Here is a 14,547-nt window from a genome sequence, read left to right as displayed (position 1 = left end):
TTGCCGGGCACAGGCGATCAGCGGATCACGTCAGGCCGGCAACCACCGCAGATGCTCGCTATTTGACCGAATGGCGACTGGCGGCATCTGCATCGGGCGCTTGGTAAGACGATGGCCGCCGTTTCTTGTTCAGAATACGCCACGCATCTCTGAACGGCAGGAAATAGAGCTTCATGCAGGTGTCCATCTCGTGACCCTTGTCCTTCTCGGTCACGCCGAATTTCACGTCCCTGTTATCCTCGGGCATGATGTAGGTGCCGAACAACACATCCCAGAACGGAAACATGAAGGCGAAGTTTTTGTCCAGATGGTCCGGGTGGCAACTGTGATGCACGTGGTGATGCGCAGGCGAGGGAAAAACTTTCGACCACACACCCGGCCAACGCAACCAGATATGGGAATGTCGCAGATTATAGCCTCCGACATTGAACAAGAACATCAGCACCGGCACGCCCAGCAATGCCGGCATGTTCGGCTGGTACCCTAACAGTCGAAACGCAAACCCGGTTACTGCGCCGGCACCAAACCCAATCGCAACATTGTAGAGGATATTGTCTATCGGATGTTCGCGAAAATTCGACAACGGGTGCATCACCTCGGCGCTGTGATGAACTTTGTGAAATTGCCACAACAGCGGGACCTTATGCTGCAGGTAATGGGCTGCGTAGCCGATGAAATCCATAATCAGGAATAGAATGAGCATGTAGGTGAAGGTAGCCAAAGCCCCCAACCAGCCAACCAAGGGCTCTGCCCGGGGTGAGTTATTGGGGTCAAGCCCACCGCTTGCCCATTGATAGGACAAGGCGGCTGATCCGGCCAGCAGACCCAATATCAGGAAATGCCCGATCAGTTTGTGGAAAAAGAAATAGCGGATATCGAGCCATGCAGAAGGATGGTTCCAGACCTTGCGGGGAAACAGGAACCCCAGAAAGCTGCTCTCTCCGTCTACATGTGACGCGTTTCTGCGCTTCACGGCATAGATGGCGAAGGCAATCAGCAGAGAACTGCCGACATAGACATAGAAAATCCGGTTCGTGGGATCCAAAGGAGACGTAAACACATAGCGGGCGTGGTTCAGGAAAGAATCCCAAACTGAACTAAGCTGCTCCATTGACGGCTCCTGTATTCTGTATTTGCCTCACGGTTATCTACTTACTTACCCGTGTGACGATTCTTTGACCAAACCTTGATAAGTAAACAGGCTACCACATCGTTTTTGCGGCGCGTTGCCCCCAGGCCTCATCATATTGCGTGCCACCTTCCTCGCCGTCTGACGCTTCGGCCAGGATTTCACCCATTGTCGGCAATATGGCGGCTTCGTCCCCGCTGCTCCAAGTCCGCGCACGCATCAGCGCACGGGCACACTGAGTGTAGACCTCTGTAATGTCGATGACGATCACGGTGGCCGGAAGCCTGCCTTGTTTTTCGAACCGGGTTCGAAGGTCTTGGTCCGCTGTCAGTCGGGCCGACCCGTTGACGCGCACAACATTGTTCGACCCTGGGACCATGAACATCAATGACACACGCGGATCGCGCACGATATTGCGCAAGCTGTCCAGCCGGTTGTTCCCGCGCCAGTCGGGCATCGCCAATGTCTTTGGATCCAGTTCCAGAATCACCGGACCATCATCGCCACGTGGGCTGCCATCGACCCCTTCGGGCCCAACCGTACTGAGTACGCATAGCCGCGAAGCCATGACCCATTGCCGGTACAGAGGCGTCAACCGGTGCGCTACTTTACGCAATGATGGGGCGCCCGGTGCGCCGTAATGTCTCTCGAGCGTTTCGATATCGTCAAAGAACTGCATCAGGATCAAACCCCACTTCTGTCATCAAAGCGTTCGAGCGCGTCTCGATCACATCTTCCAATCGGTCCAGAAAGCGCACACGTTCGACGCCGGGTTCGATCGGATCAAGGAAGTCGACGATCGCAAGGCCGGGTTTGCGCATCACGCCGCTGCGGGGCCAGAACACTCCGGCATTTGTTGCAACAGGTACGCAAGGGATTCCCAAGCCTTCGTACAGGACGGCAGTTCCAACCTTATACGGTTTGTGAACGCCGGGCGCGACACGGGTGCCTTGCGGATAGATCACCAACTGGCCAGGTTCTGTAAATTCCTTCGCCACATCCTGGACCATCTTGGCCACAGCGGCGCCCTTCTTGCCGCGATTGACCGGGATGCACCCTAGGCGGCTTGCGTAAAGCCCAATGACTGGCGTCCACAGCAATTCGCGCTTCATAATGAACTTGCCATGAGGAATCGCGCTAAAGATCATGATGATATCGAGGAAAGACTGGTGTTTGGCCCCGATAACCACCTCGTCCACTGGCACAGTCCCGCGAATTTCGCATCGAATACCAACCATCCAACGCGCCAGCCACATGGTTGTGTGCGCATAGGTCTTGCATGCATGCAGCGCTCCGCGCTTTGCAAACATGGCGTAAGGAGCAAACACGAGGCCAAGGACCAGCATCCACATGTAGATCACGATCATGAAGACCAGTGAGCGGATCCATTGAATTGGAGTGGCCATTACGAAAGCTCCTTCAATTTGCGGTTTGCCGCAGTCCATGTGGCTAGAAAGGCCACCGCAGCACCCAGTACCGGGATGAGGGCTGGCAACAGCCACCCTGCCCCCTGAAAGCCCAGGCCCGTCAGAAAGCCGCCCTCGTCCGACGATGCCTCGGGCAGCAACAACACACCTGTCATTCCGAACAGCACACCAACCATCGCGCCAAAAAATGCGCGGTAGGTGAAGCGGCGAACAAACGCATTGGCAATAAATCGATCCCGGGCCCCGACAAGACGCAGCACTTCGATAATCTGCGCGTTGGCTGCCAGCGACGCATTGGCCGCCAATGTGATCATGGCGGCGGTCGCTCCGCCAATCAGAAGGATTGAGACCCAGCCAAGCCTCCGGAGCGAGCGGGCCGCATCAACCAAAGGTTCGCGCCAGCGCGAGTGGTCGTCCAGAACGGCTCCGGGCACCTCGGCTCCAAGACGCAGGCGCAATCCTGCTGCATCCAGACCTGGCTCACCTTCGACAATTTCGATCAACTGCGGCACGGGCAGCGTGTCCAGTGGCAAGTCCGGGCCAAACCAGGGCGACAACAGCGCAATCTGCTCCTCGATGGTCAACGCCCGGGCAGAGGCGACACCGGGTGTTTGCGACAACACCGTCAGCGCGGTTTCAGTCTGGGCGGCCATCTGGTCGGCCGGGGCATTGATCCGCACCGTGGCAGCGCCGGCAAGTTCGCTTGCCCAGCGGTCTGCCACTCGCCCCGACGCCAATGACAGAGCCAGCGCGAACACCGCAAGAAAGCCCATCGCACCGGACACGAACAGTGTGAGATGTGCAGTATAGCCAGTGGGCGGAACAACCCGGTCGGCACGACCATCACGTTTCAACAGGTTGCGGAAAGTTTCCACGTTCATAGATCCGCCCCCGCCAGTTGAATTTGGCGCTGCGAGATGCGCAAAACACGCGCCTGCACCTGGCTTTTCGCCGCACGGATCAGGCTAAGATCATGGGTCGCAATCAAGACTGTCTTGCCCATCTTGTTCAACTCGACCAGCAGGCGCAAAAGTCGCTGAGACATTTCCCAATCCACATTGCCCGTCGGCTCATCGGCCAGCACGACATCGGGCGACAGCATCACCGCACGGGCCAGCGCCGCACGCTGGCGTTCACCGCCTGACAGCTCTGGTGGCAGCGCGTCAAGACGCGCACCCAGCCCGACCCAGTTTAACAGATCTGACAGATCTGTTTGCTCGGCAATTTCCGCCTTACCGGATACCATCAACGGCAAAGCGACATTCTCGGCCAAAGTCATGTGATCCAGAAACCGGCAATCCTGATGCACCACACCTATCCGGCGGCGCATCAGGGCCATCTGATCGCGGTTAAGGCGGGCGATATCCTGATCGAACACGCTCAGCCTTCCCGATGTGGGCAGCAATGCGCCATAGCAGAGCTTTAACAGGGTTGTTTTGCCAGCACCGGACGGCCCGGTCAGGAAATGAAACGACCCCGGTTGAAGCTTAAGCGATACGTCGCTCAGCAATTCACCTCCACCATAGGTGTAGCTGACATGGTCCAGCTCGATCACGGGGGCCCCCAATTTTTGTGCCGCTCTTCTTGCCCCAGCGCGGTTCAGGTTTCAATGCCCGTACCGGGTCCAAATGGTGACACTTGGCCCGCGAAACCGAAAACGCGCTTTGCTGTTTGGTTCTAACGGAATATCATTCTTAAAAAAACTATTATCAGGCCAACCCCCGGCCCGGAGGCAGCATGCGTCTTACTTGTCCCAACTGCAGTGCCCAATACGAGGTGCCAGACGAGGTCATTCCAGAGGAAGGCCGCGATGTTCAGTGTTCGAATTGCGAGAAAACGTGGTTCCAGGCCAAACATCCGGCGGATCCAGCCGTTGAGCAACCTGCAGATGAAACGACTGCCGAGGATAAGGCTGTTCCACCGGCGGAGTCAGAAACCGCCGACCAGACCGAGCCCGAGCCCGAAACCCCACCAAAGGATGGTGCGCCGGTCAGCAATGTGGATCCTTCGGTCGCCGATATTCTGAAGGAAGAAGCCGCACGTGAAGCCGAATTGCGGGCCCAGGAAGGTAGCAGTCTTGAAAGCCAGCCTGATCTTGCTCTTGATCCACCTTCCGAGCCGGAACCAGACCCCGAACAGGCGGTCAAGGAACTGACAGCTACAGAAACCGCTAAAGATTCCGGGCAAGGTGACGCCCTGCCCGATGTCGAGACGATCAATTCTGGATTCCGCGGCGACGCCTCTGCAGATGCGCCCGAGGTATCAGCGCCTGCGCCCCGCAAATCCGGTGGCTTTCTGCGTGGGTTCGCTCTGATCTTGATACTTGGTGTGATCCTGTTCCTGATCTACGGCAATGCTCCGCAAATCAGTGAGGCTGTTCCTCAGGCGGATGCAGTTCTCAAACCTTATGTGTCTTTGGTGGATCAAGCCCGGCTTTGGCTGGATACCCAGGCTGGCGCTTCTCAGAACTGATCAGAACCGTTCAAGCAGGCGCTTGAGATATTCCAATTCAATCTCGGGACGTTCGGATTCACCGGTCCGGCGGCGAATTTCGTCCAGCAACTCGCGGGCACGGCGATAAACGTCCTCACCCTGCAGCAGGCTCTCATCGGTTGACATCGACCCGTTTGCCCCAGGGTTGCGGCCCAGCGGATCGCGGTTGTTGGCTTGCATATCACCTTCCTGGCTGCCTTGACCTGGTTGATTCTGCTGGTTCTGGGCCAAGGCCTCACCTAACGAGCGCATCCCTTCCCGCAGCGCATCCATCGCTTCGGACTGGTTGTCGATAGCATCAGCCAGCTCGTCATTCCGCAGAGCCTGCTCAGCCTCATCCATGGCGCGGCCAGCGCGCCCAAGCGCATCACGGGCGGCTTCGCCTTCCGGGGTACCGGCACCGGGCAGGTTTTGTTGCTGGCGGCCCAGCTCATCGCGCAGGGCCTGTTGACGATCGGCCAGCGAACCCTGACCCTGCTGACCTTCATCAGCCTGGTCCGAACCCTGCCCCTGTCCGCCCTGGCCTTCGTGGCTCTGCCCACGGCCCTGACCGCCATTGCGGCCCTGATTGCCCTGGTTTTCACCAGTCTGCGCACCGGGATTGAACTGCTCTTGCAGATCGCGGAAAGCCTGATCGCTCAGCCCCTGTTGATCGCGCAATGTCTCTGCCAAACCCTCCATCGCCTGTTGGCCTTCGGATTGCTGACCTTGACCCTGACCTTGCGTGACGCGCATGTTCTCCATCATCTGCTGGAATTCCTCCAGCGCCTGCTGCGCCTCGGCCATACGGCCCTGCTCCATCAGATCCTGAATTCGATCCATCATCCGTTGCAGATCATCCTGCGTCATTTGCAAGGATTCACCGTCTTGCCCCTGCTGACCTTCTTCGCCGTTCTGCTCTGCCAACCGCTGTAACTGTTGCAGATAGTCCTGGGTGGCCTCGCGCAAATCTTGCATCAGCTCAGCGATCTCTTCGTCGCTTGCCCCGTTCTGCATCGCCTCCGTCAGGCGCTCCTGCGCCCGGCGCATCCGCTCAAGAGCGTCGGCAAGCGTACCGTCCTCGATCAATACGGCCAGCTTCCATAGTGAGGCCGCGATTTCTTCCTGCTGCGTCGGCTTCAACCCGTATTCGGTAAATGTCTCAAGCCGCCGAAGTGTCACCCGCAGGCGTAAATAGGCCGTATCCGAGCGGAACAGGTCCTCGGGCAGATACGATACCGCCCGCAGAATCTGAGATACCCGTTTCGCGTTGTCCCGTGACCACAGCAGATCGCGCCGCTGTTCAACGATTGCAGCCGCCAGCGGATCAAAGAACCGACGCGCCGGAAGCGCTGTTGTATAGGGTTCAGACTGCCCTTGCTGATCGGCAGCATCACGCGCCATCAAAGTGATCTTTACTGGCAGATGCGCCCAGGGATGTTGTGAGAAATCCTCGATCAGATTCTCGGTGAAATCGGCCCGTTCGCCTGTAATGGGCATCGGTAACTCAACCTCGATCACCTCACGCGGTTCTGGAATCGTCATCAGACCATAGCGCCGATCAACTGCATCCAGATCCAGTTCGATCAGGGCAGAGCCTGCTATCACACCGTAATCATCTTTGGCCGCAAAGGGCAATTTCATCTGGCCGCCCGCTTCGGATCTGGCAACGTCCGACACGGTGATCTGCGGAGACATATCTGCGATCACTTCCAACGCCCAATCGCGCCCGGAAGGCCCGTCTATCGTCATTCGGCCCGAACGTTCGACGACAAATTCCTGTTCAGGGTCGGTGACCGCTTCCGTGCCCAGCGGTGTCGAGGTTTCGGTCAAGCTGTGCGCACCGACCTCGCCGTAGAATCGCAATGTGATGCGGCTGCCTTGCGGGACCGAAAGTGCCGGGTCGGATTGATCTGCCAGATAAAGCGTTGGCAAGCCGGTATAGCGTGGCGGCTCGACCCAGCCTTCCCAACTTGGTCCCTGCCCGGCAACAGCTGCACCCGGTGTCATCTCTGTCACGGATCCTATGCGCCAAAATGAGCCGAAAAGCACGGCAATCACCAGCGCCAGCAAAGCTATGAACCGCAGAGCATAGGGGTCGCGGTCGGCCAGTCGGAGATCGGGCTTTACCGGCGCAGCCTGCGCGGCACGTTCAGCCATACGCGCCTGATGAGCCCGCCACAGGGCCACAGAATCAGCATCCATCGCGCCGATGGCCTGTTCATCCATCAGAGCCTGGATAGGACGCCCTGGCAGGGTCTCATCCATCCGGATCAACGCTTCGTTTCGTGTTGGGAAACGGAACCGCCGCACGCCGTGGATCAGTGCAACCAACAGCCCAATCAATGCCGCCGACCCCGCGGCCCAAACGGTTTCTACCCCGACATGGTCCTGTAGTCCGAGCATCAGCGCGGCCAACAGCGCCATGGAAATTGAGAAAAACGGCCAGAAAGACCGCCAAACCTGCTCGCTTAGCATCCCCACCTGCGTTAGCAGCAAAGACAATCTGGGGATCGGCAAGGTTTCTCTTGCGGTCAAGTCGGGCCTCCGTTCACCGGCCCGCGCGCCTATTGCGTCAGAGCCACTCGGGTATGGTATCGCGGTTTATGATTTCGTCAAAGCTCGGACGTTCACGAATTACGGCAAATTGATCTCCGTGCACCAGAACTTCGGGTATCAGGGGTCGCGTGTTGTATTCGCTGGACATGACCGCGCCATAGGCCCCTGCGCTGCGAAAAGCGACCAGATCACCAGCACCCAGTGGCGGCATCTGCCGTTGCTTGGCAAATGTATCGCCGCTTTCGCAAACCGGACCGACGATATCATAGGGTTGCTGTTCCGTGCCCGGCACGGGTTCGATCACCGGTACGATATCGTGATAGGCTTCGTACATGGCCGGGCGGATCAAGTCGTTCATGGCACCGTCGAGGATCAGGAAATCCCGGCCCTCGCCGGATTTCACATAGATCACTTTGCTGACCATCAAACCAGCATTACCGGCAATCAGGCGGCCCGGCTCTATTTCGATTTCGCATCCCAGATGACCCAGAGTGTCTTTGATCAGCGCACCGTATTCCAAAGGCAGCGGCGGCGCTTCGTTCGAGCGCGCATAAGGAATGCCCAATCCCCCACCCAGATCAAGGCGGCGAATATTGTGGCCCTCACTGCGCAGCGTCTCGGTCAGCTCAGCAACCTTCTGATAGGCCAATGCAAAAGGCTCCAGCTCGGTCAGTTGCGAGCCGATATGGACGTCGATGCCAATGACCTTCAGCCCGGGCAGGCTGGCAGCGTGGGCATAGACTTCTGACGCACGGGCGATCGGAATGCCGAATTTATTCTCGGATTTTCCGGTGGCTATTTTGGCGTGGGTCTTGGCGTCCACATCCGGATTTACTCTAACGGTGATCGGAGCAACGACGCCCAAATCAAGCGCAACGGCGTTGATCACCTCCATCTCGGGTTCGGATTCCACGTTGAACTGACGAATGCCACCGGTCAGAGCAGTGCGAATTTCTTCGGCTGTTTTGCCAACGCCCGAAAACACGATCTTATCGCCGGGCACTCCGGCAGCTTTGGCCCGCAGGTATTCCCCACCCGAAACAACGTCCATCCCCGCGCCTGCCTCGGCCAGCGTCTTCAGGATCGCCTGATTGCTGGCGGCCTTCATCGCATAACATACGAGGTGGTCGGTCCCGTCCAACGCCTCATCGAACAGCTGGAAATGACGCAGCAGCGTCGCCGTCGAATAGACGTAAAAGGGTGTCCCAACCGCAGCTGCGATTTCGGAGATCGGGACATCCTCGGCGTAAAGCGCGCCGTCGCGGTAAAGAAAGTGATCCATAAAGACGCGCTTAGACCAGAATGCCCCAGCGGATCAATGGATTCTACGCAAACAGGGGTGTCGCGTCATTCAATATGCGAAACGCCGACCCGCCCATAACCGGATATCGAAATTCCAGATCCGCCGGATTGGGGTTCGGGATCGGGTCGCGGTTTATAGGATGGGTCGCAAGCCGCAAGAATGGCGAGGCCAAAGAACAGGCCTAAAATCTTCATATTCATTTCTTTTTCCAAGGTTTACGGCCGAGCGCCATTGATCGGCCTGAAATGGGAACTGAGTGCTGAAACTGCAACTCGGGAAACACTACCGTCCGAGAAAAACGCTCAGGGGGCCGCGTTGCAGGCCAACGCCGCCCCCGACATAGGCGCCGCTGGTGCCGACGCCGATATTGGCGCTCATCGTTGGTTGGATCGGTTCGCCATCCGCACCGCATCCGGCCAGGGTTACCCCTGCCAGCACCAACAGAGCCGCAGTCAGAATTCGCATTACACCAACGCCTTCCATCGCTTGACCTGAGCCCGCACCTGATCCGGTGCCGTGCCGCCGTAAGACTGGCGCGAGTTTACCGAATTTTGCACCGTAAGGACAGAAAAGACGTCATCGGTGATCTCCGCATGCACTGTTTGCATATCTGCAAGCGTCAGGTCCGGCAGATCGCAGCCCTTGCTCTCGGCCATCGCAACCAGCGATCCGGTGACGTGATGGGCATCGCGGAACGGCAGGCCCAGAACGCGCACCAGCCAGTCGGCCAGATCAGTCGCGGTCGAAAAACCCGACCCTGCAGCCGCAGCCAGGCTTTCGCGGTTGGCGGTCATATCCTTGACCATGCCTTCCATCGCTGCCAGCGCCAGCATCCAGTTATCGGCAGCGTCAAAAACCTGTTCCTTGTCTTCCTGCATGTCCTTGGAATAGGCCAGCGGCAAGCCCTTCATCACCATCATCAGCGCGGTGTTGGCGCCATAAATGCGCCCGACCTTGGCACGGATCAGTTCTGCCGCATCCGGGTTCTTCTTTTGCGGCATGATAGACGAGCCAGTCGAAAAACGGTCAGACAGGGTGACAAAGCGGAACTGGGCAGAAGACCAGATCACCAGTTCTTCGGCAAAGCGCGACAGGTGCATTGCACAGATCGAAGCAGTTGACAGAAATTCCAGCGCAAAATCGCGGTCACTGACGGCGTCCAGCGAATTGGCAGCGGGACGGTCAAAGCCCAGCGCCTCGGCGGTCATGACCCGATCAATAGGGAACGAGGTTCCAGCCAGCGCGGCAGCCCCCAGTGGGGATTCGTTCATCCGCGCGCGGGCATCGCGGACGCGGGACAGATCACGCCCGAACATTTCGACATAAGCCATCATGTGATGCCCCCAGGTCACAGGCTGGGCGGTTTGCAGATGGGTAAAGCCCGGCATGACCCAGTCCGCCCCGGCCTCTGCCTGCGCCAAAAGCGCGCGGATTAGGGCCAGCAGACCGGCATCGGCGGCATCGAACTGATCACGCACCCACAATTTGAAATCGGTCGCCACCTGGTCATTGCGCGACCGGCCTGTGTGCAAACGGCCCGCAGGTTCGCCAATGATCTCTTTCAGGCGCGCCTCGACGTTCATGTGGATGTCTTCCAGAGCTGTCGAGAACTGAAACGCGCCGTTCTGGATTTCTGACAATACGGTGAGCAGCCCTTCCCGAATAGCTTCAGCATCACTATCAGTTATAACGCCTGTGGCAGCCAACATGGCGGCATGGGCGCGCGAGCCTGCAATGTCCTGGGCTGCCATCCGCTGATCGAACCCGATCGAGGCATTGATTGCCTCCATGATCGCGTCTGGACCGGCGGCAAAGCGGCCGCCCCACATCTGGTTCGAAGATTGATCGGTCATGTAAGAAAACCCGGAGTTGATATGCGCCTATTTCGTCTGATCCCCCTTTATATGGCCCTTGCGCTAGGTGCAAACGCGGCTTTGGCCACAGATGCGGAAACACTGGGTCCGCTGCGCGAAGGCACCCTGAAGCGGTTGATCCTGCACAAAGAGCCCAAACCGCACACCTTGGTCGAATTTCAGTTGGAAGATGACGGTGGCACCGCAACGCTTGCCGACTATCAGGGCAAATACGTCCTGCTGAACTTTTGGGCCACATGGTGCGCACCGTGCCGCAAGGAAATGCCTCAGATCGCCGAGTTGCAGGCGGAATTCGGGGGTGACAAATTCGAAGTCCTGACATTGGCCACCGGGCGCAACTCACCCGCGGGGATCAAGAAGTTTTTCGAGGAAAACAACATCGAGAACCTGCCGCGCCATCAAGATCCGGGCTCGGCCGTGGCACGTGAGTTCGGTGTCATTGCCCTGCCAATCACGGTCATTCTTGACCCCGATGGCAATGAAGTCGCCCGCCTGATCGGGGATGCCGAGTGGAATTCAGACAGTGCCAAGGCGATTATTGCGGCACTGGTCGCGGAAGAAAGCTAAGGTCGTTTTCCTGAAGTCCTGAATTTATGATAGCCTCCCCGTCGTTGTAACGAGGAGGCTTTCTTTATGAAGAACGTATTCACTCTGGCCATTGCTGCCTGTCTGGTTTTGGGCTCGGCATTGGTTGCCGAGGCCAAAGACATCAAGAAAGAACAAGATTTTCTGAATGCTGTCGCCGGTAAGAAACTGGTGGATGGCGGCACCTGGGTGCTTATTTCACCCGACGGGAAGATTTCCGGGCAAACCAGCGACAAGGTCAAATTCTCGGGCGCATGGGCCTGGAACAAAAGGTTTTGGTGCCGAACGCTTGTTGTTGGCGGAAATCAGATCCCGCAGGATTGCCAGAAAGTAACGATAGAAGGGAACCAGGTGACCTTTACCCGCAACAAGGGCAAGGGTGATCCCGGGGGGACCTATACGATTACCAACTGACCTCTTTGCACGGGTACCGTGATCCCCAACCGGTGCTTCAGGTCGAATTTCAGCTTACGCGACGCCACCTTTGACAGCCAAGCCTCCGCTTTGCAGTTTGTGGGTCAGGAGGAAGTCATGCCGCTGGAGATATTGTTAGTTCTGGTCATCGGGGGGATAGGCGGAATTACTATTCTGCTGCATCTGACTGGCCGTTCGCGGCAGTTTGCCCTGACACTTGATCTGGCGCGCGCGCAATGGTCGCGCCATTTCCCAGATGACGTGATCGCAGATGTAACCGTAGCGCATGACCAACGTTCCGCGCTGATCCGAACCACAACCGGTTCGGGCCTTTTGTGGTCGTTCGGCGCGGATACCGTGGCCCGCCACCTGCAGGATTATGACTGGATCGAGCATCCGGACGGATTCGAAGTTCAGTTTCATGATTTCGGAACCCCCTCAACCCGCATCCACCTCGATGACATCGAACGCGCCCACTGGCGACACCTGATGGAGCCCGCATGACCGACCAGATTTCCTTTCCCGATGCCGTGCAATGGGCAGTCCCGTTCTTTATTGCCGCAATTCTGGCCGAGTTCGTCTGGATCGCTTTCAAAGGCCGGGGCGGGCGCTATGAAACGCGGGATGCGGTCACCTCGCTGATCATGGGCGCGGGCAATATTGCCTCGGGGTTTCTGCTCGGTTTCATCGCCTACGGGTTCTTTATGTGGTTGTGGCAGATTACTCCGCTGAACCTGGGCACCTCGATCCCGGTGATTGTCCTGTGCTTTTTGCTGGACGATTTGCGTTACTATTGGGTGCATCGGTTCGGGCATCGCATCCGTTGGGTCTGGGCCAGCCATGTGAACCATCATAGCTCTCAGCATTACAACCTGACCACAGCGTTGCGTCAGACCTGGACTTATACATTCACCTTCATGATGGTCGTGCGCGCGCCGCTGATCCTGCTGGGGTTTCATCCGGCAATGGTTCTGTTTGTCGGCGGTCTGAACCTGATCTATCAGTTCTGGATTCACACCGAGGCCATCGGCAAGATGCCCCGCTGGTTCGAGGCGGTTATGAACACCCCCAGCCACCACCGCGCCCATCATGGCCGCAACGCGCGCTATCTGGATTGCAACTATGCTGGCGTGTTCATCATCTGGGACAAGATGTTCGGCACCTTTGTGCCAGAGCAGGTCGATGACAAGGTCGACTATGGGTTGGTTCACAATATCGGAACCTTCAACCCGTTGCGCGTCGCTTTTCACGAATGGGTCGGAATCTGGCAGGATGCCACGCAATCGGGGCTAACTTTGCGCCAGCGGTTGGCCTATTGCTTTGCCCCACCCGGTTACAGCCATGACGGCAGCCGGGATAGCTCGGAGCAGATCAAAGCCAAGCATATCTCGCGCAACCCCAGGGATCGAGGGACGCCTGGATTTGAGCATTTTGAGACCGAAACGCACAAATCCGAAGCAAAACAAGCTTGAATCCGCCGGTCATGTGCTGATTTTGTTGAAAATTAGCTTAGCCTGCACATATCCAAACGATGTGCATTACGAGTGACCGGAGATTATCATGACCCGTTGGACAACATTTTCCACAGTTTTAGGACTGATAGGCCTGCTTGTCGCAATGCTGACAGCGCTGGCCGCCGGGACCGCAACGCTGATCGCGTTTGGACTGGCCATGATGGTGCTGGGTTTTACGGGTGCAGTTATTGGTGCCGCGAGATCTCTGGGACGTGTTCTGGACGCAGCCCGCTGACATTTTCATTTCCATTAACCGCAGATTCACATCTTTGCCCTGAAATTGGATCCTGACCGACGACGGTAGGGAAGCGATTTCGATCATGCGGGACAGGAAACTGGCAGATTTACCCGAAGGATCAGACAGCCCGTTAAACGCGGCTGTGCTGTCGCGCGACAACTCAACGATCCAGATGGCTACGGATGCTGTCAAACACAAACAGTGCAAACTGGCCTTTCAACCGGTCATGCAGGCTAACGCGCCACATGGTATCGCCTTCTACGAGGGCTTCATCCGGGTGCTGGACGAAACCGGTCGTGTCATCCCGGCACGCGAGTTTATGCCTCAGCTTGAAAACACCCCGATTGGCCGCGAATTGGACTGCATCGCGCTTGAAATGGGCCTGCGCACATTGGCACGCACCCCGGACATCCGCATGTCGATCAATATGTCCGCACGGTCGATCGGATATGGACGTTGGTCGCGTGTTCTTGACCGGTTCATGAAAAAAGATGCCAGTATCGGTGAAAGGCTGATCCTTGAAATTTCCGAAAGTTCGGCCATGACCGTGCCGGAACTCGTGGTCGATTTCATGGACCGGTTGCAACCACGTGGCGTTGCATTTGCGCTGGATGATTTTGGGGCCAGCAATTTCTGCTTCCGCCATTTCCGCGAGTTTCTTTTTGATGCCGCCAAGATTGATGGCCAGTTCATCCGCGGCATCAGTGAAAACCCGGATAATCAGGCGCTGGTTCGTGCCCTGATCGCAGTTGCAAGGGAATTTGAGATTCTGGTCACGGCCGAATCGGTCGAAACCAAGGCGGATGCTGAGTTTTTGGCGGCCAATGGCGTCGATTGTCTGCAAGGATTTCTGTTCGGCGCACCTACGGTTTCTGCGCCCTGGAAAACGGAAAACGAACAGAAATCGGCGGGTTAACCCCAAAAAACTAGGGACCTTGGGTCCTGAGACAAGCTGCCCGTTGCTGCAAATGCAGCATTGCGCTATTGCAGTGATACTTGAGCGGGGGATTACGGGGCGCTCTTGTTGCGGGG

At 57.5% G+C, this 14,547-nt stretch carries 17 protein-coding genes; 7 read left to right on the top strand and 10 right to left on the bottom strand.

Features of this window, described 5'->3' with window-relative positions; translation table 11 throughout:
* Positions 1-58: 58 nt before the first annotated feature.
* The 5 genes from AC2FFB_RS06205 to AC2FFB_RS06185 all read right to left on the bottom strand — a co-directional run bounded on the left by AC2FFB_RS06205 (position 59) and on the right by AC2FFB_RS06185 (position 4,111).
* A complete protein-coding gene (locus AC2FFB_RS06205; RefSeq protein ID WP_496874667.1) occupies positions 59-1,111 on the bottom strand; it encodes a sterol desaturase family protein in 1,053 nt (350 codons plus the stop codon).
* A gap of 91 nt (positions 1,112-1,202) precedes the next feature.
* Positions 1,203-1,808, bottom strand: a complete 606-nt coding sequence (locus tag AC2FFB_RS06200) for a pyridoxamine 5'-phosphate oxidase family protein (protein WP_496874666.1) — start codon at positions 1,806-1,808, stop codon at positions 1,203-1,205.
* Positions 1,795-2,535 (bottom strand): lysophospholipid acyltransferase family protein, encoded by a 741-nt coding sequence (locus tag AC2FFB_RS06195; RefSeq protein ID WP_496874665.1) that lies wholly within the window; start codon positions 2,533-2,535, stop codon positions 1,795-1,797. Before AC2FFB_RS06195 ends, AC2FFB_RS06200 begins: the two co-directional genes overlap by 14 nt.
* A complete protein-coding gene (locus AC2FFB_RS06190) occupies positions 2,535-3,437 on the bottom strand; it encodes a cell division protein FtsX (RefSeq protein ID WP_281995228.1) in 903 nt (300 codons plus the stop codon). The genes AC2FFB_RS06195 and AC2FFB_RS06190 overlap by 1 nt, the downstream gene beginning before the upstream one ends.
* Positions 3,434-4,111 (bottom strand): cell division ATP-binding protein FtsE, encoded by a 678-nt coding sequence (locus AC2FFB_RS06185; protein WP_142635446.1) that lies wholly within the window; start codon positions 4,109-4,111, stop codon positions 3,434-3,436. The genes AC2FFB_RS06190 and AC2FFB_RS06185 overlap by 4 nt, the downstream gene beginning before the upstream one ends.
* A gap of 182 nt (positions 4,112-4,293) precedes the next feature.
* On the opposite strand from AC2FFB_RS06185, the gene AC2FFB_RS06180 reads away from it, so the two are divergent.
* Positions 4,294-5,028, top strand: a complete 735-nt coding sequence (locus AC2FFB_RS06180; RefSeq protein ID WP_142635444.1) for a zinc-ribbon domain-containing protein — start codon at positions 4,294-4,296, stop codon at positions 5,026-5,028.
* On the opposite strand, the gene AC2FFB_RS06175 is transcribed toward AC2FFB_RS06180, so the two are convergent.
* The 5 genes from AC2FFB_RS06175 to argH all read right to left on the bottom strand — a co-directional run bounded on the left by AC2FFB_RS06175 (position 5,029) and on the right by argH (position 10,743).
* Entirely contained in the window at positions 5,029-7,566 is a 2,538-nt protein-coding gene (locus tag AC2FFB_RS06175) for a TIGR02302 family protein (protein WP_496874664.1), read from the bottom strand.
* A gap of 37 nt (positions 7,567-7,603) precedes the next feature.
* The gene (gene lysA / locus AC2FFB_RS06170) at positions 7,604-8,869 is read right to left on the bottom strand and encodes a diaminopimelate decarboxylase (protein WP_496871570.1); all 1,266 of its coding nucleotides are present in this window, start codon (positions 8,867-8,869) and stop codon (positions 7,604-7,606) included.
* A gap of 65 nt (positions 8,870-8,934) precedes the next feature.
* Positions 8,935-9,090: a hypothetical protein gene (locus AC2FFB_RS06165; RefSeq protein WP_185956656.1), complete on the bottom strand. Its 156-nt coding sequence runs from the start codon at positions 9,088-9,090 to the stop codon at positions 8,935-8,937.
* 82 nt (positions 9,091-9,172) lie between these two features.
* Positions 9,173-9,355 carry an argininosuccinate lyase gene (locus tag AC2FFB_RS06160; protein WP_496691811.1) on the bottom strand — a complete coding sequence of 61 codons (183 nt, stop codon included), beginning with the start codon at positions 9,353-9,355 and terminating at the stop codon, positions 9,173-9,175.
* Positions 9,355-10,743: an argininosuccinate lyase gene (gene argH / locus AC2FFB_RS06155; RefSeq protein ID WP_496709210.1), complete on the bottom strand. Its 1,389-nt coding sequence runs from the start codon at positions 10,741-10,743 to the stop codon at positions 9,355-9,357. The genes AC2FFB_RS06160 and argH overlap by 1 nt, the downstream gene beginning before the upstream one ends.
* A 21-nt stretch (positions 10,744-10,764) precedes the next feature.
* On the opposite strand from argH, the gene AC2FFB_RS06150 reads away from it, so the two are divergent.
* The 6 genes from AC2FFB_RS06150 to AC2FFB_RS06125 all read left to right on the top strand — a co-directional run bounded on the left by AC2FFB_RS06150 (position 10,765) and on the right by AC2FFB_RS06125 (position 14,431).
* Complete coding sequence (locus AC2FFB_RS06150; protein WP_271948463.1) at positions 10,765-11,331, top strand: TlpA disulfide reductase family protein; 567 nt, start codon at positions 10,765-10,767, stop codon at positions 11,329-11,331.
* 66 nt (positions 11,332-11,397) lie between these two features.
* Complete coding sequence (locus tag AC2FFB_RS06145; RefSeq protein WP_496874663.1) at positions 11,398-11,763, top strand: hypothetical protein; 366 nt, start codon at positions 11,398-11,400, stop codon at positions 11,761-11,763.
* A gap of 117 nt (positions 11,764-11,880) precedes the next feature.
* Positions 11,881-12,267: a hypothetical protein gene (locus AC2FFB_RS06140; RefSeq protein ID WP_281995234.1), complete on the top strand. Its 387-nt coding sequence runs from the start codon at positions 11,881-11,883 to the stop codon at positions 12,265-12,267.
* Complete coding sequence (locus AC2FFB_RS06135; protein ID WP_142635430.1) at positions 12,264-13,235, top strand: sterol desaturase family protein; 972 nt, start codon at positions 12,264-12,266, stop codon at positions 13,233-13,235. The genes AC2FFB_RS06140 and AC2FFB_RS06135 overlap by 4 nt, the downstream gene beginning before the upstream one ends.
* An 88-nt stretch (positions 13,236-13,323) precedes the next feature.
* A complete protein-coding gene (locus AC2FFB_RS06130; RefSeq protein ID WP_281995235.1) occupies positions 13,324-13,512 on the top strand; it encodes a hypothetical protein in 189 nt (62 codons plus the stop codon).
* Positions 13,513-13,597: 85 nt separating this feature from the next.
* On the top strand, positions 13,598-14,431 hold the full coding sequence (locus tag AC2FFB_RS06125) for an EAL domain-containing protein (RefSeq protein ID WP_281995236.1): 834 nt from the start codon (positions 13,598-13,600) through the stop codon (positions 14,429-14,431).
* The last annotated feature ends 116 nt before the right edge of the window (positions 14,432-14,547 follow it).

The sequence above is a fragment of the Ruegeria sp. YTSA219 genome (assembly GCF_059609985.1).
This window is presented reverse-complemented; position numbering and strand designations above follow the sequence as displayed.

Bases quoted from the DNA above. Each gene is read 5' to 3' on its own strand.
- argH (WP_496709210.1), bottom strand. From the start codon at position 10,743: ATGACCGATCAATCTTCGAACCAGATGTGGGGCGGCCGCTTTGCCGCC.
- AC2FFB_RS06205 (WP_496874667.1), bottom strand. From the start codon at position 1,111: ATGGAGCAGCTTAGTTCAGTTTGGGATTCTTTCCTGAACCACGCCCGC.
- AC2FFB_RS06125 (WP_281995236.1), top strand. From the start codon at position 13,598: ATGCGGGACAGGAAACTGGCAGATTTACCCGAAGGATCAGACAGCCCG.
- AC2FFB_RS06190 (WP_281995228.1), bottom strand. From the start codon at position 3,437: ATGAACGTGGAAACTTTCCGCAACCTGTTGAAACGTGATGGTCGTGCC.
- AC2FFB_RS06165 (WP_185956656.1), bottom strand. From the start codon at position 9,090: ATGAATATGAAGATTTTAGGCCTGTTCTTTGGCCTCGCCATTCTTGCG.
- AC2FFB_RS06135 (WP_142635430.1), top strand. From the start codon at position 12,264: ATGACCGACCAGATTTCCTTTCCCGATGCCGTGCAATGGGCAGTCCCG.
- AC2FFB_RS06195 (WP_496874665.1), bottom strand. From the start codon at position 2,535: ATGGCCACTCCAATTCAATGGATCCGCTCACTGGTCTTCATGATCGTG.
- AC2FFB_RS06140 (WP_281995234.1), top strand. From the start codon at position 11,881: ATGCCGCTGGAGATATTGTTAGTTCTGGTCATCGGGGGGATAGGCGGA.
- AC2FFB_RS06130 (WP_281995235.1), top strand. From the start codon at position 13,324: ATGACCCGTTGGACAACATTTTCCACAGTTTTAGGACTGATAGGCCTG.
- AC2FFB_RS06145 (WP_496874663.1), top strand. From the start codon at position 11,398: ATGAAGAACGTATTCACTCTGGCCATTGCTGCCTGTCTGGTTTTGGGC.
- AC2FFB_RS06160 (WP_496691811.1), bottom strand. From the start codon at position 9,355: ATGCGAATTCTGACTGCGGCTCTGTTGGTGCTGGCAGGGGTAACCCTG.
- lysA (WP_496871570.1), bottom strand. From the start codon at position 8,869: ATGGATCACTTTCTTTACCGCGACGGCGCGCTTTACGCCGAGGATGTC.
- AC2FFB_RS06200 (WP_496874666.1), bottom strand. From the start codon at position 1,808: ATGCAGTTCTTTGACGATATCGAAACGCTCGAGAGACATTACGGCGCA.
- AC2FFB_RS06150 (WP_271948463.1), top strand. From the start codon at position 10,765: ATGCGCCTATTTCGTCTGATCCCCCTTTATATGGCCCTTGCGCTAGGT.
- AC2FFB_RS06180 (WP_142635444.1), top strand. From the start codon at position 4,294: ATGCGTCTTACTTGTCCCAACTGCAGTGCCCAATACGAGGTGCCAGAC.